The organism is uncultured Mailhella sp. (assembly GCF_944324615.1).
In the GTDB taxonomy this organism is placed as follows: Bacteria; Desulfobacterota; Desulfovibrionia; order Desulfovibrionales; family Desulfovibrionaceae; genus Mailhella.
This window is the reverse complement of sequence record NZ_CALUWY010000007.1, coordinates 22,750-49,421: the sequence shown is the minus strand read 5'-3', so window position 1 is coordinate 49,421 and position 26,672 is coordinate 22,750. Positions and strand designations below refer to the sequence as shown.

Sequence of the window (26,672 nt, the reverse complement as noted above, 5' to 3'; positions counted from 1 at the left end):
CGGGCCCATCGGGCGCGCCCTGCTGTGGGGGGGCGGGGGAAATCATTTCCCCCGGCGGGGTACGGGGCGGAGCCCCGATATATTTTCTTACTCGCGGCAGAGTTCTTCCAGTTCCCGGCGGGCCTGCCGCAGTTCCCTGTTGATGGGAATCTGCCGGTTGAACTGCTTTTCCCGTCGCAAGCTGGTTTCCAGCGCCGCCGCTTCCTTCTGCTTTTCCCGAATCGCCTTCAGGCGCAGTATCCACGCTTTCAGCGGTTCTTCCGCTCGTTGCCGGAAGGGCACCAGCGTCGACAGGAGTATCCCATAAAGCCGCTCCAAGTCCAGCGCTACGGGGAGCGGTTCCCGCGGGGCGTCCGCAGGCATCCATTCGGAAAAGACATGGTCGCCCATGAGCGCCGTTTCCCCGGAACGCACCTTGGGCGCGGCGGCCACGCGCAGCCTGTCTCCATACCTCAGTTCGTAGATGACGGATGTGGGGATGGCTTCATCCATGCAGCGGAGCACCTGCATATTCAGCTCCTCCCCTTTCAACGTCACATCGAACACCTGAATTTCCAGAACGCCGGGCGTAGCGCTCACATGGATGGTTTCCGGGGCCAGCTTGTACTTCCAGCGTATCTGCGCCACCTGCGAAACAAACAGCTCCCGGACTTTCGGGGACACGGAGCCGTGCGCATAAATCTTCTCCTTGGGGATGATTCTGCCGAACGCACCGGCCGGGGGATACTCGTAAAGCGTCATGGCATGACCACCAGGAAGGCTATGAGTTCAAAATCATCCAGACCGGCTATGGTGTTGACCAGCGCCGTGGTTCTGCCGGCGGAAAAAAGACTGTCGATATCACGTTCTTCCTTAACCTCTATCATGGACTGTATGGCCTGAGAGAGCAGCGCGGAATAAGCCTTCATATCCCGTCCTTCCGCGGTTTCGTCGTTGAATTTCCGGCAGATGTCATACAGGGGCGTTTCCTGCCCCTTGCAGGCCGTCCGCACCAGATCCAGTATTTTTTTCACTTCCGCATGCTCGGCAACCATGGTTCCGTCCCTGCCTATGTAAAGGAGGTAGTACGGGTGCAGGCGGTTGTACTGACCGACGCTCACCCCCTTGTTCAGATTGCGCAGGGCGAACACCACGCCGGGCACAAGGCCGAGTTCCGGCCGGGCGGAAACCACCGCGTGAAGTCCCTTGGGCGCCAGTGTCTGGTCACCGTTCTCCCTGACGAAATTAAGCAGGTCCATACGAAAGTCGTTCAGGCCAAGGTCGGTAATGGAAATACCCGTTTTCAGGTCCTCCATTTCCATGACTTCTTCCTGAAGCCTGCGGAGCTGTTCCCGTCTGTAAGAAACATCCGTGCTTTTGGCCGTGAGGATGTTGTCGTCGCCCGTGGCTGTAAGGTCCGTAATGATCATGCGGCTTTCCACGCGCTCCTTCAGATTGATGTATTCATCCAGCGAAATATCGGGCCAGTAATTCACCAGTTGTATGCTCGCGTTGGGAGAACCTATGCGGTCGATACGGCCGAAGCGCTGAATAATTCTCACGGGGTTCCAGTGAATATCGTAATTGATGAGGTAGTCGCAATCCTGAAGGTTCTGCCCCTCAGAAATGCAGTCCGTGGCAATGAGCAGGTCGATTTCTCCCTGCTCCTCCGGCATGATTTTATCCTTTTCCTTGGCCCGGGGAGCAAAAAGCGTGAGAACCGATTCAAAGTCATACGATTTTTTCAGCGTGGACTTCGGGGCGGATGAACCGGTGACAAGGGCCGCATGAAGGCCGAGCTTTCCGACTTCAGGCACAAGCTCTTCGTAAAGATACCGGGCCGTATCGGCAAAGGCCGTGAACAGAAGGATTTTTCTGTTTCCTGCATTGATGGGATGCGCAATCTTTTCCGCCACATGCGCCTTCAGGTGGGCAAGCTTGGCGTCGTCTTCCGGGGTAACGCGGGCCATGGCTTCCAGCAGGCTTTCAATCACGGCAAGGTCGGCGGCAAGGTCGCGTTCCCAGGTGATGATGTCCATGTCTGCCAGGCTGATTTTCACTTTGCTGCCGATGGTAGGCATGTCTTCCTCCTCTTCTTCCAGAGAGGGGGGAAGCTCGCCTTCATGGACAAAGCCCGAGCCGTTTTTTTTGAAGTTCGCCACACTTTCCAGAATCCGCGCGTAATTCTCCTGAAGCCCGCCAAGCGTCAGCCGGAATGCTTCCACCGAACTTTCCAGACGCTTGAGCAGGTTGGTGGTCATGAGAGCCTGAAGACTCCGTTCACGGTCCGCCTGACGGAGCACGCTTTTCCCGTCGACTCTGGTGTCGTACAGGTCGGCGTATTTTTTTATCCGACTGGGAAAGAGATAGGCAAGCGGCGTATAGACACAGAGCGTCAGTACCGAAAGCTGCTTGTAAATACCGTTGAAGTCGGGCACATCCTTCCGCTCCGTCAGAGGACAGCGGAAGGAGACGGGCTTTCTTCTCTGCGGGAAGTTGCCTATGTCCGTTGTGTCGTAAAATGTCTGAATATGCTTGCGGGAACGGGCGATGGTCACACTGTCCAGAAGGTCGAAGAAGTCGAAATCCAGCTGATCCAGAATGGCCTTGGGCGTGCGTTCTTCCGGCGGCAGCTTCGACCAGGCATTGAACGCCGTCTGCGCCCGGCGGAATATTTCCTCCACGCTTCTGGAACCGCGGAGTTTCTTGCTCAGGTTATCCGAATCTCCTTCATAGGCCAGGGCGAGCTGATTGCGCAGATCGGAAAAACGGTTGTTCACCGGCGTTGCCGAAAGCATGAGCACCCTGGTCTTCACGCCTTCGCGTATGACCTTGTTCATGAGTCGCTGATACCGGGTTTCATGCTCCTTGTAGGGATTGTTGTTGCGGAAGTTGTGCGACTCGTCGATGACCACAAGATCGTAGTTGCCCCAGTTCACCTGATTCAGCGCAATGCCGAAGGATTCTCCGCTGGTGCGTGAAAGGTCCGTATGGGCCAGCACATCGTAATTGAAACGGTCTTCCTTAAAAATATTGGCCTTCACGTTCTTGTTGTAGGTCAGCCAGTTGTGCGCCAGTTTCTTGGGGCACAGAACAAGCACGGATTTGTTTCTCAGCTCATAATATTTGACGACGGCAAGCGCCGTGAACGTTTTGCCGAGGCCCACGCTGTCGGCCAGAATGCAGCCGTTGTAGGTTTCAAGCTTGTTGATGATGCCCACGGCCGCGTCGCGCTGATAGTTGAAGAGCTTCTTCCACACAAGCGTATTCTGATAGCCCGTTCTGTCGTTGGGAAGCACGTCGTCGCTGATGTCGTCCAGAAATTCCCTGAATATATTGTAAAGAATGAGAAAGTAGAGGCGTTCCGGCGAATTTTCCACATAGACGGAGGAAATGTGTTCACAGACCTGTTCGGTGACATCCTGCACCTTGTCGGCGTCATTCCATACGGTGTCGAAGAGCTGAAGATACTTCAGGGTGATTGCCGGGTCGTCAAATCGGTTGATAAAATTGGATATGGCATTGCCTTGCTGATAGCCGAGATCGACGGCGGTAAAACCCTGAAGCGGTATATAGACGGCAGCGGAATCTCTGTTCCGGACACAGGCCATGGACTGCATGGGGGCCAGTGTTTTATTGGAGCGAAAAACAGCCTTGCTCCGGAGCCAGTCGGCGCACTCCCTGGCTATGGCACGCTGCGTGAGCTTGTTGCGGAGCTGTATTTCAAATTCCGTACCGTAAAGGCTGTGTTCACGGCCTGCCTTGGGGATGAAGAACTCCCGGCGCTCCTTTTTGATTTTATCGGTTACTTCATCGGCAATGAAGGTGGGCGCCGTAAAGATAAATTCCAGCCCTTCTATTTTTTTCAGCTCCTTTTTCAGAGCTTCGTAGGCATATATGGAAAAGCAGGAAGCCGCAATTTTCAGCCTGCTTTTCGAGCGAAGCATTGCCTTTAAGTCATCGCCGAACAATTTATTAATATTATCAATGAGTTCCATTTTTGTATTCCTTCGAGAATGCGCAGACGGGACCAAAGCGGAATGTGAAGTATCCCGGCGAAAAGAGTAGCGCAGAAGCCGGGATTTGCCTAGCAGGATGACGCCGCCCCCTATGCACAGTTCTGCCTTGAGGCTGCCCGGCACGGGGAATGGAAGGGTTCATTAATATTTCTATTTGTTATATAAACATATTGTTGTGTCTTTATTCTGCCTCCATGATGTGTTATCCGTGACGAAGGAGAATCCCCATGCGTTGCCCGAAGTGTTCTTCTGATGAGCTTATACCGGTTGACGGACGGTTTCTGTGGAACCTGTTCAAGGTAAAAATATGGGGCCGGAAGCCGCGCCCCATCCGTTTACAAAAGCAGATTTTTTTCTGCGTCCGCTGCAGAACCTTCCATACCATGTATGATCTGTAGCACTTGTGCCGGGAAGCGACCTTTCCGCAGAAGGGCTGCGCCTCCGCGTTCCTTTTGTCTGTGGAGGCTCTTCATGCAGAACGTCAGACGGGCAGACGGCGTTTTCCGCAGAATGCCGCCGGGGAGTGCCTTCCTGCGGAGGGAAAACAAAAAGCACCCGGTTTTGAAATTCGTTTTTTTTCAGGCGTTCTTCACGGCAAGAGGATGTTGTGCCGTGCCGGAGCAGGAAGAGACCTGCCGTGAATGCAGGGGGACAGATATCGAACATGCGCTTATGGCGCATCGGCATCAGAACATGAGCGGGGCGCCCGGATAACCGACACAGGATGAAGGCAGTCTTCTCGAAAGAGCATTCTGCTGAAAGAACGCAGAAAGTGCGGCCGGTACGGGCGGAAAAGCAGGAGGCTCCGGGAGGACTTTTCCGGCAAAAGAACGGTTTATTTTCCTTGAGATATGCTAACTTCCTGATCATGCAGGAATAAAAAAAAGAATATACTTGTCGGAATCTGGAACGATGTCCCGATAGCCTGTTTCTGTGAATATACGGAAGGAGGTGCCGTCGTCCCATGTTCCCCGACTTTTTCAAGAATCAGACTCGTTCTTCAGATACTCCTGAAAGCCGTTATGCCAGACGCAGGGCCGCCCAGTGGCTGCTTGCCCTGCCGGAGGAGGCGCTGCTCCTTGATGCCGCATTTTTCCGCTGTCTGCAGTGGATCTGCGGAGATCTTCGGTCGCTTCTGGAACGTGTGGAGAGGCAGACGGCAACACTCAGGTGCAAGGCGGGCCTGGCGGCACATCATGCCGTACGGGACGTGCTTGACAGGGATTCACATCATGACGCGAGCGGGTGCAGCGTGCTGGTGGAGGAACATCCTTGCGTACACTCCTTTGTCCGGGAACAGATTCAGCAGCTCTGCCGGCAGACGGCAGAAGAGAGGAACGTTTCCCTGCCGTCGTGTTATCTGTTGGCAGGCAATGAACTCAAGCGGGTGTTCGGCCTCGATGAAGACGACATCGCCCTTTGTGAGTTCACGTTTCTTCTTCAACAATTTTCTGCGCTCGGCCATTATCTGAATACCAGCCTCGGTATATTCCATTTCAGAAGTCATCCGCTGATGGCACAGATGCTGAGCATGTCGCAGGATGCATTGTCGCATCACATCGGCATGCTGCTTGCCTTCGGCATACTCGAACGCACGTCCGATCATGCCCTTTCCCTGCCCCGTGGGCTCCGGGGCTTCTGGTCGCCGGAATCGTCATCTGGCGGTGATGCGTTTTTCTCCGGTGCGTTCAACGGGGAACTGCTGCCGCTGAAGTCTTTTCGCATTCCCGGGGAAGAACTCCGCCATGTGAGCCGCATGTTGAAGAAACAGGTCGATTTTCCTGTGAATCTTCTGATATACGGGCCTTCCGGTTCGGGCAGGAGAACGTTTATCCACAGTCTGGCCGATGTCCTTGATATGAAGGTTTTGTTTGTCGACGGCAGGCGGAAAGGCGGAGAAAACGAGTGCCGGGCGTCGTTTCTGGCCTGTCTGCGCCAGGCTTCCAGAGAGAAAGAGGCTCTTGTCGTGGTGGACGGAGCGGAACGGCTGCTCGATGCCGGCTCCGATACGGATGCCGCCTTCGATCTGCCGGACAGGAGCGCTTTTCTTGGAAGGCCCGGTCAGAGAATCGTGTGGATCACCGATCAGGCAGAGAAGATTGCCCCGTCGATAAGGCGGCTTTTTACCTACAGCATGCACTTTGAGGCGCTGGGCGTCCATGAACGCGTAGAGATGTGGCGGCATGTGATGAAAAGGCGGGGGCTGTCCAGCCGCTTTCATAAGGCGTCGGTAACGGAGCTTGCCATGAAATATCCGGTACGGGCAGAGGTCGTTCAGAACGCAGTGGAACATGCCTCCGCCCTGTATTCCTCCGGGCACGGTTTCTACGCCGCCCTTGAGCGTATTCTTCATGCGTATCTTGCGCTGCAGCATGGGGGGAAGTTTCAACCGGAAAAGACGCACCGCGCGGTGAACTACTTTAGCTTAAGCGGCGTATGCATGGACGGTGATATTTCTGCGTTCATGGAGCGTTGCCGTCGTGTGGATACCGCCATGCGTTCGGGGCGGACGCTGCAACCCGGATGCGGCACCATGCTTTTCTACGGCCCTCCCGGTACGGGAAAAACGGAGCTGGCCCGCTTTATTGCCGACGCGCTGCACAGGGAATGCCTTGTGAAGCGTGCCAGCGATCTGCTTGGTCCTTTTGTGGGCATGAGTGAACAACAGGTGGCGGCCGCTTTTGATGACATGGAAAAGAGCGGAGCGGTGCTCGTCATTGATGAGGCAGATTCCTTTCTTTATTCGCGTGACACGGTTCAGCAATCCTGGGAAATTACCCTTGTCAATGAATTTCTGACCTCATTGGAGGAGTGCCGGGGCTTCTGCATATGTACCACAAACCGGATGGAGCATTTTGATAAGGCTGCGCTGCGGCGCTTCTCCCATAAAGTAAAGTTCCGTTATGCCGACGGCGCGCAGGCAGAGGCTCTGTACAGCGCGCTTCTTGCGCCCTTATGCAGGGATGCCATGACCGAATCTCTCCGTCAGAAGCTTGTGAACATGCGGTTCCTTGCGCCGGGGGATTTTCATGCGGTGCGGGCAAAGTATAATCCGCTTTTTACCAGACCTGAGGAGGTCAGTCATGAGCTTCTTGTGCAGGCTCTCGCGCATGAGATGGAACTGAAGCTCGACACGAAAAAGACGCTTTGAAAGGAGAGACACAGCCCCTGTGTTTTTGGGAAAATGCCCCTCCATGAGAAAAGCATGAATATGTGTATGGTTCTGTATGCAGAGAAGTATTTTTTATGTTTTTCCGCAAAGAAGAAAATTCCTGTCCTGTAAGAAAAAATGGGGAATACGGATGAGCATGTTGAAGGCAACGATGCCGTTGCCGGGAAGAAATGATGTTGCCTGAACATCTTGAAAAGATCATTCGTGAACATGAAGGAATAACGCTCTTCCGTCGGAGGACAGGCAGGCATTGCGGAAGGCGTTTCAGGAAGAGCGGGGGCAGAGTCCGGTGAAGATCGGGAAACGTCATGTCCTCATGCCTGCGGTCATGACGGAAGGCAGGGACTCTGGAAACCATTGCGCCCTTGCCGCCGCCGGGTTTGCCGTCGATTCTGCCCTTGTCATCATTTTTCCCCTGGACTGCCGGTATATCGTCATGAACCTGATGTGCGGCGCCGACATGTTCATCCATGAATGTTCCGCATCGCATGAAGCTGTGGGAATGCCGGCATGCCATCGCCGGAGGTTATGAGCCGCGGGGAGAAAGGCGATACGGTGCTATGAACCACATGAATTACAGGAAGCAGAAAGTAGGAGAGAGGCGGGATATTGTGGGTTATTAAGGGAGATATCAGGACGCGCCTTTCTAAAAAAGTATTGAAAAGAAGAAAGGATAGAAAGGGGACTCAAGCCGGGAATAAAAAGAGCGGCAGAAAATGCGGCGTTCCAGCAGGAAAACAACAAGTTGTTATTTCCCCGGAAAAAATAGAGGGAGAAAGAGGGAATGCCCGAAGAGTCCAGAAAACATTTAAAGACGTTTAACACTTCCTGAAAGCCTGTTTAATCAAGGTTTCGCAGTTCAGGGTTGTTTCTACCTTGCTCAGATTTTGGCCTGTTCGGCCTGTATTTCCAGCAAGGCGAGTTTCAACCGAGGTGTTGAAACCATGCAGGGAAAAGTTTCCGTTATGTCGGGCATGGCGGAAGAGAGAAAAGCGAGCGCTCAAAAGCAGGGAAATTTGATGGAGATGGCGGACGGTGGGGGCCCCCCGGTCCGCTTTCGCGGCTACCCCACATAGCACTCAGCGAGCCTTACGCCCGGGTTACGGCTGGGAGAATATTACCGTGTCACGCCGCCCATGGAGAACGATAAAAAGAAGTCAGCAAGAACGCAACCGGGGAAACATCCCAATAGTGGTGAACGATTCCGCGGTGACGGCTCCGGCACAAGATACCCCTGATACAGGGGACAACATACGATACGGCAACGGGAGAGATATCGCGGGGAGAGAGGCGTGAAGGAGTGTGAGTCCGGCTCCGCAAGCTGTCTGCCGTAGTTTCAGGGGCGGCGGATGAGGCACCAGTCATAAAAAACTTTTTAAACAATACCAATGGTGTTGTTGTTATGAAAAAACATCCGTGCCGGCGGGAAATACTTTTTCTCAGGTTGTTGTTTAACAACTGATAAACTTAATGAAAACAATATGTTATGCGAATTTCCCTTGCCATGAGCGAGTTTTTTTGCTAATACCTTGAGCACGCGGAAAGAGAAGATTCCGCGCGCCTGCTGTGACCTCATGCAGACCATGGCGAAGCAGACAGGGTGGGATAATCAGCTTTGTACTGTGAAGTAGCTGTGGGAATAGTGAAATGAGGAAAGTCCCGCCTTACCTTGGGCCGGGCATGGGGCGGTCGTCTTCGGCCGCCCCGTCGAAAAAAATGTGTTCAGGGAGGAGCACTGCGGTGGAAGATCAGCAAATTATGGAAATCTGGAGTGAAATAAAGAAATTTGTTGCCTTGAATCCGGGAATATACACGACGATATGGAAAAACGGCCGGCAGGGCGTGCGCTTCAAGGCGGAAAATAAACATGGTGATATGTATATCTCCGTGCAGGATGATGAGAGCACGGCAGCTTCCGGGGAGGCTCCGGCGGGAAAGAGTGTGCAGGGCTACAGAAGTATTGGAAAATTAAAGGACGAAGATTTTCTTGCCCTGTATCCTCTTTATCTGCGCAGAAAGAACGGAGAGGCGGTAAGCCATGAGGCCGGTCGCATAAACAGACGTCCGATTTATTTCTGGGGCCTTGTCTACTGGGCATACGAACAGAAGAAAAAGCCTTTGCCGGACTAGGTGAACCGGTTGTTTTTCAGAGAATGTTTTCGCAGAACACTTTCTGCTCCGAGGCATGAAAAGAAAAAGCCATCCGGCAGGACGAAGCCTTTCATCATAATGAAGAGACACGGGAAACGGCGCCCGGAAGCCATCCGGGGCCTTTTCCCGACGGTTCCCAGCCGGAGTAAAACAGTCTGAGCAACAACAGCGCGCCGGGCAGCCTTGAAGCAGGCTGTCCGGTTTTTCATACCATCCGGACATCGTCAGTTTTTCCCGGAAGAGATGAGATGCGGCGCGGTTATTCTGCCTCTGATGCCGTGATGAAGAAGGCGATGCGGTAACAGGAGAAAATGGTGCCGAGGGTGGAGGGAGACAGAAGCGGTTTGCGCCCTGCGGGCACCGGAAACGCAACCGCATGTTGTTCCCTTGAGGAGCGTATCGGCTTAAAAAGAAAAACCCGTTGATGATACATCAACGGGTTGTATTCTCGGTGGCGGAGAGAGAGGGATTTGAACCCTCGATACAGGTTTATGCCCGTATACTCGCTTAGCAGGCGAGCTCCTTCGGCCGACTCGGACATCTCTCCGCACAAGACGGCGTACTTGTGACACGCAACGGGACATAGCTATACTAAGCGCCGTCGCTTGTCAACCCCCGCGCGCAAGGAATTTTTCGGCCGGCATCAATGCATGTACAGGGTGCTCATGTCGATGATGCCGTGGACGCCGTCGGCATAGAAGGCGGTACGCAGACCGAAGATGCTGATGAAGGCCACAATGGCCTGAACGAGCAGGGTGATGCGGCCCATGTGCGAAAGCCCGAGCACCACGCCGCTGAAGATGACGCCCATCCAGTAAAGCTGCGTCTGCATCCAGATGATGGCGGATTTGCGCATGAACGGATCTTCCCAGGGCATGCAGGGAGCAATGGCCGTGATGATGAGCATGATCCACAGGCAGATGCGCAGGGGCATGTAGAAGCGCCCGTAGCGGACGGCGGGATCATCGGCTTCGCCCATCTGCCTGAGCTGGGAGAAGACGGCGCCGAGAATGATGGTGCAGAGCGGGAACAGCACAAGGGGGAAGATGCCGGAAAGGGTGGCGACATCTCCGGGAATGGCGGCCGCAGCTTCAGCCATGACGCATACCGCGCCGACGAGCCATGCCGCAAGGCCGCAGGGGGCGCAGCGGCGGGAGGCCGCAGCGGAAGCGAGGACAAGGAGCAGGCAGCAGATCTGGGCGGGCAGCATGGCGCCGGAGGCAAGACCGCTGAAGGCGATCAGGGAGGCGATCAGAGCCAGAGCGGCGCTGGCGGCGGAAACCTGCCAGCCCCGGGAAGAAGGAGCGGTATCGTGACGGTCCTTCCACCAGGAGAAGAAGGCCAGCCCGGCGCCGAGCTGAGAAAAGACGGTGAAGAAAACAAGCGGCCAGTTGGTGATCATGATAATCCCCCGAAGAATATTAAGGTACGATATGGCGAAACGGTGACGCGCCGGAAGGCGCGGCCCTGATAAAAATGATTTTTGCGCGCCGCGTCAAGCCATGGAACGGCAAAGCGCATGAGAGAATCGTATTTTGGTGAAAAAGGTTCCGGAAAAAAGCCGTTGCTGCTGAAACAAAGGGCGGGGCAGGTCAGAAAAACGCCTGGCCGTGGAGTGATTCATTTTTTTATGCCGAAGAAATCCGGCCTGTGCGGCCATGCTTCAGGCCGTTGCTGCTTGTTCCCTGCCGGGTGTTTTTGTTCTTTATCTTTACCGCAGGGGAGGAAAGAAAGGCAGTACCATTCTTTATGCACGAAGCAGAGATGGTTTTCCATACGGCGTTATGCCGTGTCCGGAAAGCGCTCTTCGGGAAAACATACGCTTGTTGCACATGGACAGGGCGAAGGGGCACGCCGGAAAGGGAGGTTCTGCCGTCGGAAATGCGCGGCAGGCTGGAAGCGGCGCGCCTGTTGCGGAAGGCTGCCTCTGTGGTGCTGTGCTTTTGCCGGGACGACCGCCCGCGGAAGCGTTTTCCGCATAACCTTTAAAAAGGAGCGGCATTCGGTGCGGACAGGGGAAGAGCCGCCATGCGTTTTTCCGGCGCATGGCGGCGTGTTCTGTCAGGAAACATCAGCTCTCCGGGCGGGGCAGCGCTGCATGAAGCCGATGATCTGCCCGGAGAGGATGACGGTAAGCAGGGAATAGCCTATGCGTTCCAGCGGAATGTAGGTGAGCGAAAGCGCAAGAATGAGAAGGTCGCTCAGAAGGTAGGGCCAGCGGATGTTCCATCCTGTGAGGTGGGAAATGCTCATGGCAAGGGCATCGTCTCCGCCGGGGGCTCCTCCCGCACGGACGCATATCCCCACGCCCACCCCCACGAAGAGCGCGCCCAGTACGGCGGCCGCAAGAGGATGGGAGGCAAGATGCGGCCAGAGGTGGGGAAAACGTTCAAAAATCGCGTAGAACAGGGAAAAGCCGCCGCCGGCCACCAGAGAGCAGAGGATGAAATCCCTGCCCATGAGTTTCCAGCCGAGAAGATAGCAGACGGCGTTCATGACGAGGCCGGACCAGGCGGGGGAAATATGGAACCAGTGCTGAAGCAGCAGCGTTGCCCCCAGAATGCCGCCTTCCGTGACGCCGGAAAGGGAATGGATGTGGTAGAGACCGAAAGACAGAATGGCGCTGCCTGCAAGGTTCATGAGGCAGAGCCGGGGAGAGGGGAGAAAAGACACGACGGGCTCCTTTTGCCGGATGATGGCATGGGGAGTGGATGAAGAACGCCTGAGAGCGTGTTCCCGCAGAAAAAAAACGGAGCCTGAAGCTCTGCGCCGAGGAGAAACATCCGGCCCGGCGATGGCGGCGCAACCGTGAGGGAAACTCAATGCGCCGGAGGCGCGCCTTTCCTGTACCGCAGCAGGGAAAATGCTTTGGGGAAGAACCGGCTGTGCCGGACTTTCCGGCACAAGGAAGGCACGGGCACGGCTGAGCGCAGGGCGTGAAGGGAGGTCAGGCCCGGTATCGGAGGGCCTTTAGAGGTGACTGCGCCAGTGGCGTTCCTCCATCCCTGCAAAAGAGAGGCGGAAAAGGGCGTTCTGATGAAGATTCATGACGTCATCATAAAAAATTCCGGCCGTTAAAGCAAGGTGGAGGCCGTGACGGAGCTTTTGAGGGCATGGAGCAGGGGAGGGGAAAACTCTCATGCCGCGCGCCTTGCGTGTGGGGCGTCTTGCTGCTATCACAGTTGCATTATCGCGGTTCCCCGGGAAAGGGGAGCTTCTTTTATTATGTTCCGTACATCATACCTCCTTTGATCATGGATAAAGAATCGCTGTTCCATAGAATGGAAGAGGGCGCGGGGCTGTCCGTCTGCCGAGCGGGCGCGGCCACACTGGCCCGTCTTGCGGTGGAAGCGGTGCGGGCCGGGCGTCATGCGGCCCTGGCCGTGCGCAGCCGCGACGCGCTTTCCCTTATGCGCGGTCTGACCACGCTTTTCACGCCGGAGCTTTCCGTAGGGCGCATAGGCGCCTCCGGGCAGTCGCTGGATAATACGCAGTCGCCCCTGTGGGAGCGGCCGTGGGTCTTTCTGCCTCCCTTCAGCGCACGAACGCTCAGCCGGGAGGGCTGGGCCGAGCGCATGAGCGTGCTGTATGCTCTGCGCACGGGTACGGCAAAGGGCGTTGTCTTTACGCTGGACAACATGATTCCCCTCCTGCCGCCTCTGGACTTTCTGGACACAAGAACCATGACCGTGCGCCTCGGGGAAGATATTTCCCCCGAGCTTCTCATGCAGCAGCTTGTGGAATGGGGGTATCAGCGTGTGCCCATGGTGGCCCATGCCGGGGACATGGCGCGGCGCGGCGATATTCTGGATGTGCTTCCTCCCGGGTATGAAAAGCCTCTGCGTCTGGAATTCTTCGGCGACACCGTGGACGAAATGCGCGTGTTCGACTTTGCCACCCAGCGTTCCGTGGGGCATCTGAACGAAGCAACGTTTCTGCCCGTGACGCCCTTCGGTTTCGGCGAGGCCTGGAAGAAGCAGGTGCGCAGCCACTGGAAGAGCCGTTTAAAGAACCGGAGCATCAGCGAAGTGTCGCGCCTTTCTCTGGAACACGCTCTGGAGCAGGACGACATGCGCCTTCTGCCCGGATGCGTGTATGCCGCGCCCACGGCGCTGGATGAGTGGTTCGCCCCGGATACCATGTGTTTTCTGCCCGGCCGCCACGAAATGAGGGAAGAACTTGACGAGGCGGAGGGCCGGTGGCGCGAGCATTTCCGCGTGCAGTCGGAAGAAACCAGCCTTGTGCAGCCTGCGCACCTTGCCCTGCGTGATGCGGACGGAGCGCAGAAATCCTTTGAGAGCCGCCCCCGCCTGTATGCCGAACCTCTGACCATGGGTACGGATCAGGCCGGGGAGGACCTTCTTGAGCGGACGCTGCACGGCTTTGCCGACCTCTTCCCCGGTCAGCCCGAACAGGACAGACCGTGGCAGCAGCTTTCCGCAGGACTGAAGCGCTGGACTTCCGCGCACAGACAGGTGGTGCTGGCCTTTGCTTCGGAGCGCGGACGGCGCAAGTTTCTCAAGCTGGCGGAGCAGGACGGCATTCTTCCTGCCCTGCGCTACGATCCCGAGGGGCGCGGCCTTTTTGCCGTGGTGGCCCCCTACCGGCAGGGTGCGGAACTTGTCTGGGACAACGCGCTGGTGCTCGGCGAGGAGCTGCTTCAGCCGCGGGCGGAAAGTTCGCACAGGGTGGCTTCCGGCGCGTTCCGCGGGCTGGACCGGTACGATGATCTGCGCGTGGGCGACCTTCTGGTGCACAGGGATTACGGCGTGGGGCGTTTCGGAGGCCTGCACCGCATGAGCCCGGGCGGAACCGGCGTGGACAACGACTATCTTCTGCTGGAATACGCCGAGGGTGCACGGCTTTACCTGCCGGTGGACAGACTTTCCGTGGTGCAGAAGTTCAAGGCCGACGGCCCGCCGCCCGCTCTGGACCGGCTGGGCGGAAGTTCCTGGACGAACAGCCGGGAAAAGGCCCGCAAGGCCGTGGAGAAGGTGGCGGCCGACCTCATGCAGATGTATGCGTGGCGCAAGGTTGCCAAGGGCTTTTCCTATTCTCCCGTGGGAGAGATGTACCATGAGTTCGAGGCCACCTTCGGCTTCGAGGAAACGCCCGATCAGGCGCGCGCCATACAGGAAGTGTTTCAGGACATGGACAAGCCCGTTCCCATGGACCGCCTTGTCTGCGGCGACGTGGGCTTCGGCAAGACGGAGGTGGCGCTGCGCGCGGCCTTCCGTGCGGCCTGCGACGGGCGGCAGGTGGCGCTGCTGTGCCCCACCACGGTGCTTGCCGAGCAGCATTACCAGACCTTCCGTTCCCGCATGGCGGGCTTTCCCGTCAATGTGGGGCTGCTCAGCCGTTTTGTGCCCCGGGCAAAGCAGACGGAAACGCTGAAGGCGGCCGCCCGGGGGCAGATAGATATTCTCATAGGCACGCACCGCCTGCTTTCCAAGGATGTGGAACTGCCCAATCTCGGCCTTCTCATCCTTGACGAGGAGCAGCGCTTCGGCGTGCGTCACAAGGAAAAGCTGAAGGAACTGCGGAAGAATGTGGATGCCCTCACCCTGACGGCCACGCCCATTCCGCGCACGCTGCAGCTTTCCATGTCGGGCATACGCGAGCTTTCCGTGCTGGAAACCGCGCCTGCCGAAAGAAAGCCCGTGGCCACGGCCCTCATCGACAGGGACAGGGGCGCGCTCAAGCAGGTGATGGAGCGCGAGCTTGCCCGGCAGGGGCAGGTATTCTTTGTGCACAACAGGGTGCAGACGCTTCCCCGTGCGGCCGCCATGGTCAGGGAGCTTGTGCCCGGCGCCCGCGTGGGTATGGCCCACGGCCAGATGGCGGAAAAGGAACTGGAAGACACCATGCACAAGTTCTGGCACGGGGAGCTGGACATTCTGGTGTGCACGGCCATTGTGGAATCGGGGCTGGACTTCCCCCGTGCCAATACGCTCATCGTGGATCAGGCGCAGCTGTTCGGCCTGGGACAGCTCTATCAGCTCCGGGGCAGGGTGGGACGTTCCGACAGGCAGGCGTACGCCGTGTTCGTGGTGTCGGATGTGGAGCATCTGCCCGCTCTGGCCCGGGAACGCCTGCGCATCATTCTGGAAATGGATTATCTCGGTGCGGGCTTTCAGGTGGCCATGGAGGATCTGCGCCTGCGCGGCGCGGGCAATATTCTCGGCGAGGCGCAGTCCGGCCACATGGCCCGCGTGGGGCTTGACCTTTACCTGGAAATGCTGGAAGACGCCGTGGCGCGGCTCAAGGGCGAGGAGGAGCTTCTCCGCACGGAAACGGAAATCAATCTCGGCCTGCCCGCCCACATTCCCGACACCTATATCGAAGATGCCCACGAGCGGCTGAAGTATTACAAGATGCTTTCTTCCGCCACGGACGGGGCGGCGCGCGAAAATGTGGAAATGGAGATGCGCGACCGTTTCGGCCCCTTCCCCGAGGCGCTGGAAACCTTCCTTGCCGTGCTGGCCTTCAAGGCCCGCGTGAACGAACTCGGCGTGGCGCGGGCGGATCTGTGGGCCGACCGCGTGCGCGTGACCTGGGCCGAAGGGCAGAAGAGCGTGCGGCCCGAGGCCATTGTGCGGCTTGTCATGGAGCACAGGGACCGCATCAGGCTCCAGCCCCCGGCAACGCTGGAACTTTCCCTTGAGCCGGGGCGCACGCCTGCGGAAAAGCTCGATGAGGCGCGTACCCTTCTGGGCAGCCTGAAGACGGAGCAGAAAAGTGCGTGCGAGCAGGGCCCGGCGGAGGAGATTTCTTCACGGAAATCTGCATGTCGGAACGTTGCCAGTGTGAAAAAAACAGGCTATAAGCAAACATCGTAACGACTATCAGGAGTGTGCTCTCTTGCGTACCCTTTTCATATCTCTGGCCTGCGCGGCCTCTCTTTTTTCCGTGCAGCCCGCCCTGTCGGCCCCGATTGCCCGCATTGTCGCGGTGGTCAACGGTGACATGATCACCTCCCGGGAACTGGACAAGGCTCTTCAGCTGGAACTTGTCGGGCAGAAGATCGACCCCGTGAAGAAACCGCAGATGGCGGAAGAAGTGCGGAAGGCCGTGCTCGACAGAATGATCAACGACAAGATCCTCCTTCAGGAGGCCAAAAAGGAAAGCATTACGGTTTCCGATGCCGACGTGGACGCCGCCGTCGACCAGATCGTCAAGGACAGCAAACTGGAACGCGACGTGTTCTTCAAGCAGATGGCCAAGGACGGACTTACGGAAAAGACCTTCCGCGACAAACTGTATATTCAGCTCGTTTCCCAGCGCCTCATGTCGCGCAACGTGGTGAGCAAGGTTGTGGTCACGGAGGATGAAATCAACGATTATTACCGGAAGAACATGGCGGGATTTGCCAGCGGCCGTGCCCGTGTGGGCATGCTGGTCTATCCTGCGGATGTCGATGCGGAAAAGTGGGCCGCCGACATCGCTTCCGGCAAGGTGTCGTTCCAGCAGGCCGCCCGCAAGGTGTCCATCGGCCCCAACGCCGAAGGCGGCGGCGACCTCGGCTTCATGGCCCTTTCCGACATGGCTCCGGGCATGCTGGATCAGGTTTCGCGCATGAAGAAGGGCGACGTTTCTCCCCTGCTCAGCATGAATGCCACCAAGGTACAGATAGCTCTGCTTGATTTTGAGGAAGCGGAAAACACGGATCAGAGCAATGCCGTTCCTGATTCCGATACTGCCAGGCGCATTGAACAGATCCTGCGCCAGCCCCGCCTGCAGGAACGCTTCCAGCAGTATACTGCACAGCTTCGTGACAAGGCGCTCATCGATATCCGCAACTGAGGCGCTCTATGACTCTGGCAGAACTGGGAGCTAAGCTCCGTGAGGCCCGTGAGGGCCGTGATATGGCAGTGGCCGATGTGGCCGACCGGCTCAAGATACCTACGCGCATCCTTCAGGGCATTGAGGAAGGTTCCGACCGCGTGCCCCGTACGGTGTATGTGCATCACTTCATTAAAGAATACGCCATGCTCGTGGGATTTTCCGCCGACGAGGTGACGGAATGGCTCAAGAATCTGGAAGGATTCGAGAACATTTCCCGTCCCGTGATCGCGGAGAACACCACCTATACCTCGGTGAAGCCGAGCATACTGCCCGTGATTCTCGGCGGGGTGCTCAAGGCCGCGCTTCTGCTGGCTCTGGCCTGCGGGGCGTATATGGCCTATCTGCACTTCTTTGCCGGCCGCGACTATGAGACGCCCACCGTCATGACCGGGGAGCAGTCTTCCGCCGAGGCGCCGGTGCCCACCTGGGGGAATGCGGCTCCTTCCACGGAGCTGCCGCCCGCGCAGCCCGCGACGCAGCCCGCCCAGCAGGCCGATTCCTCCGTGCAGCAGAGCGCGCCTGCCCAGCAGGATGCCGCTGCGACCGTCCAGCCCGTGCAGGAAGGCGCGGCCCAGCCCGCCGTCACGCAGGCGCAGAACACGCCGCCTGCGGCGGAAGCGGTGCCCGCTGCCGAAAATACGGCTGCGGACGAAGCCGTGAACCTGCCCGAGGGCCTGCATCAGGTGGAAGTCATTGCCGATACCGGCGACTGCTGGATGGGCTTTGAACCCGACGGCAAGAAGCAGCAGCGCACCCTGCGCAGGGGCGATACGTTTTCCATGACCTTCCGCGACACTCTGGTCATCCGCCTCGGCAATGCGAAGGCTGTGCGCGTGGTGTACGACGGCAAGGAACTGGAACGTTCCACCTCTCCGCGCGTGGTGACCATGAGCTTCCCCCCTGCGCAGCAGTAGTTGTGCGGAAGCTTCCTTCTTCCGCGTGAAGGGCGAAGGCGGGCCTTTTGTCTGCCGGAAGCCTTTTCTGCACGAAGGAAAGCGCCCGGCAGAGGCCGGGCCTGCGTTGAGGGAGCCGCATTGTGGTGCGGCATGGAAGATACAGCATGTCCGGGATGGGGAGCGGGTGTCCGTTCCCCGTCCGTGAGAGCGGTTTAATCTCGGCATTAAACCGCTCTGTGCGTTGTGAGGAGCAGGGCTTTTTATGCAGTGGACGGACGATGCCCTGGTGCTTCGCATCGGAAAATTCCGTGAGGCGGATCTCTGGGTCCGGATTCTTGCGCGGGAGAAGGGGCTTGTCACGGCCTTTGCCTTCGCCGGGAGCGGGAGCCGCAGGCGCTTCACGGGCTGCCTCGACGTGTTCCACCGCACCCGGGTGAGCGCCGCGTATTCGCGCGACGGGCGCTTCCTCAATCTGCAGGAAGCCACGCTTCTGGCCGGGCCGGAGCGACTGCGCCGCGACTGGCGGCGGCAGGGCATGGCGGCCAACTGCGTGCGTTTTCTGGAAGCCATGGGCGTGCCGCCGGACAACGCGGGCGCAAGTTACGCGCTCATGCACGGCATGCTTCAGCTTCTGGAAGAAGAGGACGACGTGCCGGCCGTCATGCCGGTGCTTTTTCGTTTCCGCCTTGCGGCGGAGCAGGGCTATGCCCCGGAACTTGGTGTCTGCGCCCGCTGCGGGCGTGCCCTGAGCGAGGTGGAGGAGGCGCATTTTCTGGTGGGAGAGGGGGCCGCATGCTGCCCTTCCTGCCGCCGATCCGGCGATATGAGCCTTTCTCTGGGGCAGGAAGCTCTTGACGTACTGGGGAAAGTGAAGGAATACTCACCGCAGTCATGGGGCAGGCTGCACCCTTCGCCGGAAGGCGCAAGGCAGGCCGCGCGCCTGATCGACGCTTTTGTGCGGTACCATCTCGGTCTCGAATGGGCCAACGGCCGGTTCAAGGCCATGTAGCGGCGCGGCCGGACAGGCTTTTTGCAGGTCTGCGGCGCGACGGCAAGCAAGGCCAATGCTCCATTGGCGAATTTCAGGAGTGATACATGAATTTTCAGGATGTTATTCTGACATTGCAGGACTACTGGGCCAGACAGGGCTGTGCCGTGGTTCAGCCTGTGGACCTGGAATGCGGTGCGGGCACCTTCAACCCCTCCACCTTCCTGCGCGTTATCGGCCCCGAGCCCTGGAAGGCCGCCTATGTGGAACCTTCGCGTCGTCCCACCGACGGCCGCTACGGCGACAACCCCAACCGCCTCCAGCATTACTTCCAGTTCCAGGTCATCATGAAGCCTGCTCCGGCGGATCCTCAGCAGCTGTATCTCGACAGCCTGAAGGCCCTCGGCATCGACCCGGCAAAGCATGACATCCGCTTTGTGGAAGACGACTGGGAATCCCCCACTCTGGGCGCCTGGGGCCTCGGCTGGGAAGTGTGGCTCAACGGCATGGAAGTGTCGCAGTTCACCTATTTCCAGCAGGTGGGCGGCATCGACCTTTCCCCGGCCAGCGTGGAACTCACCTACGGCCTGGAACGCCTGACCATGTATCTGCAGGGCGTGGAATCGGTGTACGACATCAAGTGGAACGATTCCATCACCTACGGCGACGTGTACCATCAGAACGAATACGAGCAGTCCTGCTACAATTTCGATCAGAGCGACGCCGCCATGCTGCTTCAGCACTTCAACGACTACGAAAAGGAATGCCTGCGCCTCATCGACGTGAAGCTTCCTCTTCCCGCCTATGACTACTGCCTGAAGTGCTCCCATACGTTCAACCTGCTGGATGCCCGCGGGGCCATTTCCATCACGGAGCGCGCCGGTTACATCGCCCGCGTGCGCACGCTTGCTTCCGGCGTGGCCCATCTTTATGCCGCCCAGCGCGAAGCCATGGGTTATCCCATGCTGAAGAAGGGGTAAACCATGAGTCATTTTGTTCTTGAAATCGGCGTGGAAGAACTGCCCGCCCGTTTCCTCGCCTCTCTGGAGCGCGAGCTGCATGATCGTTTTTCCGCCCTTTTTGCGGAACACGGCCTGACCTTTGACGAGCTTACCGTGGACACCACGCCCCGCCGCGCCGTGCTTCATGCCCGCAATCTGCTTTCCTCCACCCCCGTGCGTGAGGAAGTGGCCCTCGGCCCTTCGCTGAAGGCCGCCTATGATGCGGAAGGCAATCCCACCAAGGCCGCCATGGGCTTCGCCCGGGGCCAGGGGGTGGAGGTGGCCGACCTCTTCCGCCAGGAAACGCCCAAGGGCGTGTATGTGGCCGTCCGCAAGACCGTGGGCGGCGTTTCCGCCTCCTCCATCATTGCCGGGGCTGCGCCTGCCATCATCGCCGCGCTTCCCTTCCCCAAGCGCATGCACTGGGGGGAGAGCCATTTTCTCTTTGCCCGTCCGCTGCGCTGGGTCGTGGCGCTCATGGATGCGGATGTGGTGCCCTTCACCGTGGCGGATGTCGCTTCCGGCCGCATGACCACCGGTCATCGCGTGCACGGCAAGGGTCCCTTTGAAGTGGCCTGTGCCGATGACTTCGATGCCGTGCTTGCGGAAAAGTGCGGTGTCGTCGTTTCCGGCGCGGAGCGCCGCCGTATCGTGGTGGAGGGCGGCAACAGACTTGCCGCTTCCGTGAACGGCCACATCCTGTGGAAGGAAGGCCTGCTGGACGAAGTGCAGGGCCTGAGCGAGCATCCCGTGCCCATTCTGGGGGATTTCGATCCCTCCTTCCTCGAACTTCCCGCCATCGTGCTTCTGACCAGCATGGAAACGCATCAGAAGAGCTTCGGCGTGGCGAGTGAGGACGGCACGCTTCTGCCGCACTTCCTTACCGTGTCCAACGTGGACTCTCTGGAGCCCGAACTTGTGAAGAAGGGCTGGGAACGCGTGCTGCGCGCCCGCCTGGAAGACGCCCGCTTCTACTGGAACACCGACATGAAGGCTTCCTTCGAGGTGTGGAAGGAAAAGCTCGACCATGTCATCTTCCTCGGACCTCTGGGCTCCATGGGCGACAAATGCCGCCGTCTTTCCGAACTGTGCCGCTGGCTTGCCGGGCATCCCGGCGTGAAGGGCGCAGCTTCGGTGAACCCCGAATCCGCCGCCGTGGCCGGACGCTGCGCCAAGGCCGACCTTGTTTCCCAGATGGTGGGCGAGTTCGACACGCTTCAGGGCATCATGGGCGGTATTTACGGGCACAAGATGGGCCTTGACGGCGCCGCCGCCGATGCCATTGCCGAACAGTACCTGCCTGCGGGCCCGGATACCCCCGTGCCCGCCACGGATCTCGGCGCGCTGCTTTCCATGGCCGACAAGGCCGATACGCTGGTGGGCTGCTTCGGCCTGGGGAACATCCCCACGGGCGCGGCCGACCCCTTTGCCCTCCGCCGCTGCGCGCTGGGCATCGCGCGTATTCTCATGGAAAAGGGCTACCGCATCCCGGTGGAGGAATTCTTCGCCAAGGCGCAGTCCCTGTACAGCGACGACATCCGCTGGAAGCTGGAAAAGCCCGAAGCCCTTGCGAAGCTCAATGAGTTCTTTGCCGGCCGTGTGAAGAACCTCTTCCTGACTCAGGGCAACGACACCCTGCTGGTGGAAGCGGTGATGAACGCCGGCTGCAGCGACGTGTGGGCCGCCTCCCGCCGCCTTGCCGCGCTGGTGGCGGAAAGCGGGAAGCCCGGCTTTGCCGACAACGCACAGACCTTCAAGCGTGTGGCCAACATCCTGCGCAAGCAGGGTGCGGGCGCTCCGAGCACCTTCTCCCGTGAGCTGCTCATGGAAGAGCCGGAAAAGGCCCTTGCCGACGCTCTGGACGTCATGACCGCAAAGTTTGACGAACTGTGGGCGCAGGATCGCTTCGACGAGCTTCTGGCGCTCATGGACGGCGTGCGTCCCACTGTGGACGCCTTCTTCAACGGCGTCATGGTCATGGCCGAAGACGAGAAGCTCCGCGCCAACCGTCTGGGCCTTCTGCAGGTGCTGCTTTCCCGCATGGGAAAACTGGCCGATTTCTCGGCCCTGCAGATGTAACGTTTTTTGGAAACGCCTTTCTGAGGCGAGGGTTCGCCAGGAGACGGAAAAGGCCGTTTTTTTCCGTTTCCGGGCGGCAAATGCAGTCTGTTTTGCGAGGAGCGTGAGCTCCTCTTGACAGAATGCGTCAAGGCGCATAAGAATAACCGTTCCGGCAATAACGGGCGGCTCCTTTTGTGCCGCCCGACAATGTATCGCATCACGCCCCGAGAGGGGCCATCATTCTGGAGGATTCCCCGTGGCTAATCATGCTTCCGCCATCAAGCGCCAAAAGCAGAGTGTCAAGCGCAACGCCCGCAACCGCGCCGCCCGTACCCGCATCAAGAACGTGGTGAAGGCCGTGCGCGCCGCTATTCAGAAGAACGACAAGGTCGCCGCTGAAGAAGCCCTGAAGACCGCTACTTCCACCGTGTCCAAGATCGCCGGCAAGGGCGTCATTCACTGGAAGAACGCTGCCCGCAAGGTTTCCCGCCTGACCAAGGCCGTCAACGCTCTGGACGCCTAAATTTCCGTTTCTCAGGAAACACCGGAAGGGAGAAAGCGCAAGCTTCCTCCCTTTTGGTGTTTTTTCTTTTTAAAAGCCGTGCAGGGTATCGCCTGCGGCATTTTCCGCTGTTTCTGCCGGAAGCTTCGCTGTGCCGGAATGTGATCACGGTCATGGTTTCGGCCCGGAAATATTTTTATCATGCCTTGCGGAATCCGGGAGCGGCCTTCTGGCAGGGGGAACGTTCCTGTTCCGGGGGAGAGCGGGCGACGGCCCGCGGAGCAAAACGGCGTCTTGCCGGCGGTATGCGGGCGGAGCGGCTTCCGAACCTGCCTGTTTTCGGGGGAGATCCGCGCGCGGGAGAAAGCCAGGGAGAGGGTTCCGGGAGAGAATTCCGGAATGCCTGCAGCAGGAGCGGACTATGGTGGAGAGTGGAGAGGCTTTCCGCGACATGCGGGAGAGACTGGGCGCGTGTTTTCCGGAGCTGAGCGTGCAGGAGACGGAGCGGCTCGCCTCCGCCGCGCGTATGTCTTCGTATGCCAAAGGGGAATGGATATGCGTCGAGGGGGGATGCTCGACCGTGACCTGCTGGCTGGTCTCCGGCCATGTGGAACTTCTGAAGGGTTCCATGGCGGGAAAGAACACTGTGCTGCATGTGGTGCGGCCGGGGCATTTTCTCGACCTGTACGGCGTGCTCGGCGGAGGAGCGGCCTTTCTTTCCGCCCGGACACTTTCCCCCTGCGAGGTTCTCGGCATGGAGAACAGGGTGTTTCGCGCGCTGCTTGCGGAAAATATGGGTCTTGCCCAGCGCGTCATGCGGGCCCTTGCCGTGCGGCAGCGCATGTTCATCAATAAGATTGCGGTATCGCAGGGAAAAATTTCAGTGCGCCGCCGTGTGGCGGGCTGGCTTCTGCACAAGGCCCGCGTGGAGAAAAGCACGGTCCTGGAAGATGTCATCACGCGCGAGGTGCTGGCCGGGCTCCTCGGCCTTTCGCGCGAGAGTCTGAGCCGTCAGCTCAGCCGTTTCGCCCAGGAAGGGATGATACGGCTGGAACGCCGGACCATTGTGCTTACGGATGAAGCGGCGCTGCGGCGCTGTCTTATGGAGGAATGATGCGGACCTGCATAGTGTATTCTTCCCGTACGGGAAACACCCGCGCCGTGGGGGAGCGCCTTGCCGAGGGGCTGGAGCTTCCGCTGTTTCGTGTGGAGGAAGCCCCCTCTGCCGGTTACGACTGTTTCATTCTGGGCTTCTGGACCTGGCGCGGCGGACCTGACGCCGCCATGGCGGCCTTCATGAGCCGCCTGCGGGAAAAAGACGTGTTTTTTTTCGGCACCATGGTGGCCGGGCCGGATTCTCCCCATGCAGAGCGCTGTGCGGAACGCGCCCGCGCCCTTCTGGAAAGGGGCGGATGCCGCGTGCTCGGGCATTTCTTCTGCCGGGGCAGGATGGATGAGCAGCAGCTCAAAAAAAGCGCGCATCCGAATACGCCGGAACGCATGGCACGCATACGCCTGGCGTCCACTCATCCCGATGAGCAGGATTTCTGCCGTGCGGAACGCTGCGTGCGTGAGGCTCTTTTTCCTGTCCGGGGCGGAGAGGCGGCGTTCTGCGGCGCAGGGTGCCGTGTCTGAAAAGGCGCCCTGCGGCTGCCTTGTGTTTTCTGCATGCGTGAGTCAGGCGCGCTGACGCGGCGAGGCATTCCTTCCGCGGCCTTGTTTTTGCGCGTCTTCGGAGGGGAGAGGCGCATTTTTCCGGGGAATCTTCCCCTTGAAAAATTCCTTTGTTAAGGCACAATGCGCCTTGCGCGGCGCAGGGGCGCCCGCGTCCTTTTTCCCCTTACCGCGAGCGAGCCATGCCTGAACAGCTTTTTCAGCTTCATTCCTCTTTTGCGCCCACCGGCGATCAGCCCGCCGCCATCGACGAACTGGTGGCGAACCTCAACGCGGGCATACGCGATCAGGTGCTTCTGGGGGTCACCGGCTCGGGCAAGACCTTCACCATGGCCAACGTCATTGCCCGCACGGGCCGCCCGGCGCTCATTCTTGCCCACAACAAGACTCTGGCCGCCCAGCTCTACGGCGAGTTCCGCGCGCTTTTCCCAAAGAATGCGGTGGAATATTTCGTTTCCTATTACGATTACTATCAGCCCGAAGCCTATGTTCCTTCTTCCGACACCTACATCGAGAAGGATTCGGCCATCAACGACAATATCGACAAGCTTCGTCATGCCGCCACCCATGCGCTGCTCACCAGGCGCGACGTCATCATCGTGGCTTCCGTGTCGTGCATCTACGGCCTGGGTTCGCCGGAATACTACGCAAGACTCATTATTCCCGTGGAAGAGGGGCAGTCCGTTTCCATGGAGAACATCATCGGCAGGCTGGTGGACATACAGTACACGCGCAACGACTATGACTTTCACCGCGGCACCTTCCGCGTGCGCGGGGACGTTCTGGAAATCATTCCCGCCTATGAAGATGAAAAGGCGCTGCATATCGAATTCTTCGGCGACGAGATAGACGCCATACGCGAGATAGACCCGCTCACCGGCGAGGTGCTGGGCCGCATTTCCAAAACCGTCATCTACCCTGCAAGCCACTATGTTTCCGACCGCGACAACCTCACGCGCGCCATGAGCGACATACGCGAGGAACTGCGCGAGAGGCTCACGCAGTTTCAGGAAGGGGGCAAGCTCCTGGAAGCCCAGCGGCTGGAACAGCGCACGCAGCTTGACCTTGAGATGATGGAGGAGCTCGGCTACTGCAACGGCATAGAAAACTATTCCCGTCATCTGGACGGCCGTGCCCCCGGGCAGCCGCCCGCCACGCTGCTGGATTATTTTCCCGAAGATTTTCTGCTGTTCGTGGATGAATCGCACATGAGCATTCCGCAGGTGGGGGCCATGTTCAAGGGCGACCGTTCCCGCAAGAACACGCTGGTGGATTACGGTTTCCGCCTGCCTTCCGCGCTGGACAACCGCCCGCTGCAGTTTGCCGAGTTCGAGAAGCGCATAGGGCAGAGCATTTTTGTTTCCGCAACGCCCGGCCGCTGGGAACTGGACAGAAGCGCGGGGCTTGTGGTGGAGCAGGTGATACGGCCCACGGGCCTTCTGGATCCGCCTGTGGAGATACGGCCGGTGAAGGGGCAGATGGATGATCTGCTCGGCGAGTGCAAGGCCCGCGCCGCGCGTGGGGAAAGGGTGCTCGTGACCACGCTCACCAAGCGCATGGCCGAAGACCTGACGGAATATTTCAATGAGATGGGGGTATCTTCCCGCTACCTGCATTCGGATATCGACACGCTGGAGCGCATTGCCATCATCAGGGCGCTCCGTGCCAAGGAATTCGATGTGCTGGTGGGGATCAATCTCCTGCGCGAGGGGCTGGACATTCCCGAAGTTTCCCTTGTGGCCATTCTGGATGCGGACAAGGAAGGCTTTCTGCGTTCCACAGGTGCCCTCATTCAGACCTTCGGCCGCGCCGCGCGCAATGCCGGGGGCCGCGTCATTCTGTACGCCGACAGGGTGACGGCCTCCATGCAGGCCGCCATGGACGAGACAGGGCGGCGTCGCGCAAAGCAGATGGCCTATAATGAGGAACACGGCATTGTGCCGCGCACCATCATGAAAGGGCTGGAAAACCCGCTGGACAATCTGTACGGCAAAGAAGAGGATGGCGGCGCAAAGAAGGGCCGTGGCGGGGACAAGTCCCGCAGCCGCGGCGGATCCCGCAGGAAGGCGGAGAGTCGTGAGGACGCCGCACCCCGTACTCCTGCCGATATCGCAAGGCTCATCGAAGAGCTGGAAAAGGCCATGCGTCAGGCGGCGAAGGAACTGGAATTCGAGCGCGCGGCAGAGCTGCGCGACCGTGTGCGCGCCCTGCGCGAGAGGCTTTATGTGAGCGGAGAAGGGGAAGAGTGACCCCGGCTTTCGCGTGCCGTGCAACGGGCGCGGGCAGGCTCTGAAGAAGGTACGCAGGCGTGCGGGCGGAAGAGATGCGCCGCGCCCGGGGCTTTTTTCGGCATGTTCAGGCAGGGAGAAAAGGCTCCTTCTTCT

The 26,672-nt window shown here is 58.9% G+C and carries 16 protein-coding genes and 1 tRNA gene; 12 read left to right on the top strand and 5 right to left on the bottom strand.

Annotated elements, in window-relative coordinates:
* Window positions 1-87 precede the first annotated feature (87 nt).
* Complete coding sequence (locus Q0K07_RS03185; RefSeq protein WP_294556309.1) at window positions 88-741, bottom strand: DUF4391 domain-containing protein; 654 nt, start codon at window positions 739-741, stop codon at window positions 88-90.
* Window positions 738-3,977: a helicase-related protein gene (locus tag Q0K07_RS03180; protein WP_294556306.1), complete on the bottom strand. Its 3,240-nt coding sequence runs from the start codon at window positions 3,975-3,977 to the stop codon at window positions 738-740. Before Q0K07_RS03180 ends, Q0K07_RS03185 begins: the two co-directional genes overlap by 4 nt.
* A 985-nt stretch (window positions 3,978-4,962) precedes the next feature.
* On the opposite strand from Q0K07_RS03180, the gene Q0K07_RS03175 reads away from it, so the two are divergent.
* Window positions 4,963-7,149 (top strand): ATP-binding protein, encoded by a 2,187-nt coding sequence (locus Q0K07_RS03175; protein ID WP_294556303.1) that lies wholly within the window; start codon window positions 4,963-4,965, stop codon window positions 7,147-7,149.
* 1,761 nt (window positions 7,150-8,910) lie between these two features.
* Window positions 8,911-9,300, top strand: coding sequence for a hypothetical protein (locus Q0K07_RS03170; RefSeq protein WP_294556301.1), 390 nt, complete (start codon window positions 8,911-8,913; stop codon window positions 9,298-9,300).
* A gap of 473 nt (window positions 9,301-9,773) precedes the next feature.
* On the opposite strand, the gene Q0K07_RS03165 is transcribed toward Q0K07_RS03170, so the two are convergent.
* The 3 genes from Q0K07_RS03165 to Q0K07_RS03155 all read right to left on the bottom strand — a co-directional run bounded on the left by Q0K07_RS03165 (window position 9,774) and on the right by Q0K07_RS03155 (window position 11,994).
* Window positions 9,774-9,868: transfer RNA gene (locus Q0K07_RS03165), tRNA-Ser, on the bottom strand.
* A gap of 96 nt (window positions 9,869-9,964) precedes the next feature.
* On the bottom strand, window positions 9,965-10,723 hold the full coding sequence (locus tag Q0K07_RS03160) for a hypothetical protein (RefSeq protein ID WP_294556298.1): 759 nt from the start codon (window positions 10,721-10,723) through the stop codon (window positions 9,965-9,967).
* A 659-nt stretch (window positions 10,724-11,382) separates the two neighbouring features.
* Complete coding sequence (locus Q0K07_RS03155) at window positions 11,383-11,994, bottom strand: YitT family protein (protein ID WP_294556295.1); 612 nt, start codon at window positions 11,992-11,994, stop codon at window positions 11,383-11,385.
* Between the two features lie 581 nt (window positions 11,995-12,575).
* On the opposite strand from Q0K07_RS03155, the gene mfd reads away from it, so the two are divergent.
* From mfd to uvrB, 10 genes are all read left to right on the top strand, one after another.
* Complete coding sequence (mfd, locus tag Q0K07_RS03150; protein ID WP_294556375.1) at window positions 12,576-16,160, top strand: transcription-repair coupling factor; 3,585 nt, start codon at window positions 12,576-12,578, stop codon at window positions 16,158-16,160.
* 22 nt (window positions 16,161-16,182) lie between these two features.
* Entirely contained in the window at window positions 16,183-17,124 is a 942-nt protein-coding gene (locus Q0K07_RS03145) for a SurA N-terminal domain-containing protein (protein ID WP_294556292.1), read from the top strand.
* Between the two features lie 8 nt (window positions 17,125-17,132).
* On the top strand, window positions 17,133-18,080 hold the full coding sequence (locus tag Q0K07_RS03140) for a helix-turn-helix domain-containing protein (protein WP_294556289.1): 948 nt from the start codon (window positions 17,133-17,135) through the stop codon (window positions 18,078-18,080).
* A gap of 244 nt (window positions 18,081-18,324) precedes the next feature.
* Window positions 18,325-19,071 carry a DNA repair protein RecO gene (gene recO / locus Q0K07_RS03135; protein ID WP_294556286.1) on the top strand — a complete coding sequence of 249 codons (747 nt, stop codon included), beginning with the start codon at window positions 18,325-18,327 and terminating at the stop codon, window positions 19,069-19,071.
* An 86-nt stretch (window positions 19,072-19,157) separates the two neighbouring features.
* Complete coding sequence (glyQ, locus tag Q0K07_RS03130) at window positions 19,158-20,030, top strand: glycine--tRNA ligase subunit alpha (protein WP_294556283.1); 873 nt, start codon at window positions 19,158-19,160, stop codon at window positions 20,028-20,030.
* Window positions 20,031-20,033: 3 nt separating this feature from the next.
* On the top strand, window positions 20,034-22,130 hold the full coding sequence (gene glyS / locus Q0K07_RS03125; RefSeq protein ID WP_294556280.1) for a glycine--tRNA ligase subunit beta: 2,097 nt from the start codon (window positions 20,034-20,036) through the stop codon (window positions 22,128-22,130).
* 238 nt (window positions 22,131-22,368) lie between these two features.
* Window positions 22,369-22,635 (top strand): 30S ribosomal protein S20, encoded by a 267-nt coding sequence (rpsT, locus tag Q0K07_RS03120; protein ID WP_077071318.1) that lies wholly within the window; start codon window positions 22,369-22,371, stop codon window positions 22,633-22,635.
* 400 nt (window positions 22,636-23,035) lie between these two features.
* Window positions 23,036-23,728, top strand: a complete 693-nt coding sequence (locus Q0K07_RS03115) for a Crp/Fnr family transcriptional regulator (RefSeq protein WP_294556276.1) — start codon at window positions 23,036-23,038, stop codon at window positions 23,726-23,728.
* Window positions 23,725-24,249, top strand: a complete 525-nt coding sequence (locus tag Q0K07_RS03110; RefSeq protein WP_294556273.1) for a flavodoxin family protein — start codon at window positions 23,725-23,727, stop codon at window positions 24,247-24,249. Before Q0K07_RS03115 ends, Q0K07_RS03110 begins: the two co-directional genes overlap by 4 nt.
* A gap of 221 nt (window positions 24,250-24,470) precedes the next feature.
* Window positions 24,471-26,537: an excinuclease ABC subunit UvrB gene (uvrB, locus tag Q0K07_RS03105; protein ID WP_294556272.1), complete on the top strand. Its 2,067-nt coding sequence runs from the start codon at window positions 24,471-24,473 to the stop codon at window positions 26,535-26,537.
* The last annotated feature ends 135 nt before the right edge of the window (window positions 26,538-26,672 follow it).

What these genes read in the sequence shown, in the direction of transcription:
- glyQ (WP_294556283.1), top strand. Translation starts at nt 19,158, where the DNA reads ATGAATTTTCAGGATGTTATTCTGACATTGCAGGACTACTGGGCCAGA.
- mfd (WP_294556375.1), top strand. Translation starts at nt 12,576, where the DNA reads ATGGATAAAGAATCGCTGTTCCATAGAATGGAAGAGGGCGCGGGGCTG.
- Q0K07_RS03115 (WP_294556276.1), top strand. Translation starts at nt 23,036, where the DNA reads ATGGTGGAGAGTGGAGAGGCTTTCCGCGACATGCGGGAGAGACTGGGC.
- glyS (WP_294556280.1), top strand. Translation starts at nt 20,034, where the DNA reads ATGAGTCATTTTGTTCTTGAAATCGGCGTGGAAGAACTGCCCGCCCGT.
- Q0K07_RS03185 (WP_294556309.1), bottom strand. Translation starts at nt 741, where the DNA reads ATGACGCTTTACGAGTATCCCCCGGCCGGTGCGTTCGGCAGAATCATC.
- Q0K07_RS03110 (WP_294556273.1), top strand. Translation starts at nt 23,725, where the DNA reads ATGATGCGGACCTGCATAGTGTATTCTTCCCGTACGGGAAACACCCGC.
- Q0K07_RS03180 (WP_294556306.1), bottom strand. Translation starts at nt 3,977, where the DNA reads ATGGAACTCATTGATAATATTAATAAATTGTTCGGCGATGACTTAAAG.
- recO (WP_294556286.1), top strand. Translation starts at nt 18,325, where the DNA reads ATGCAGTGGACGGACGATGCCCTGGTGCTTCGCATCGGAAAATTCCGT.
- Q0K07_RS03175 (WP_294556303.1), top strand. Translation starts at nt 4,963, where the DNA reads ATGTTCCCCGACTTTTTCAAGAATCAGACTCGTTCTTCAGATACTCCT.
- Q0K07_RS03140 (WP_294556289.1), top strand. Translation starts at nt 17,133, where the DNA reads ATGACTCTGGCAGAACTGGGAGCTAAGCTCCGTGAGGCCCGTGAGGGC.
- uvrB (WP_294556272.1), top strand. Translation starts at nt 24,471, where the DNA reads ATGCCTGAACAGCTTTTTCAGCTTCATTCCTCTTTTGCGCCCACCGGC.
- Q0K07_RS03160 (WP_294556298.1), bottom strand. Translation starts at nt 10,723, where the DNA reads ATGATCACCAACTGGCCGCTTGTTTTCTTCACCGTCTTTTCTCAGCTC.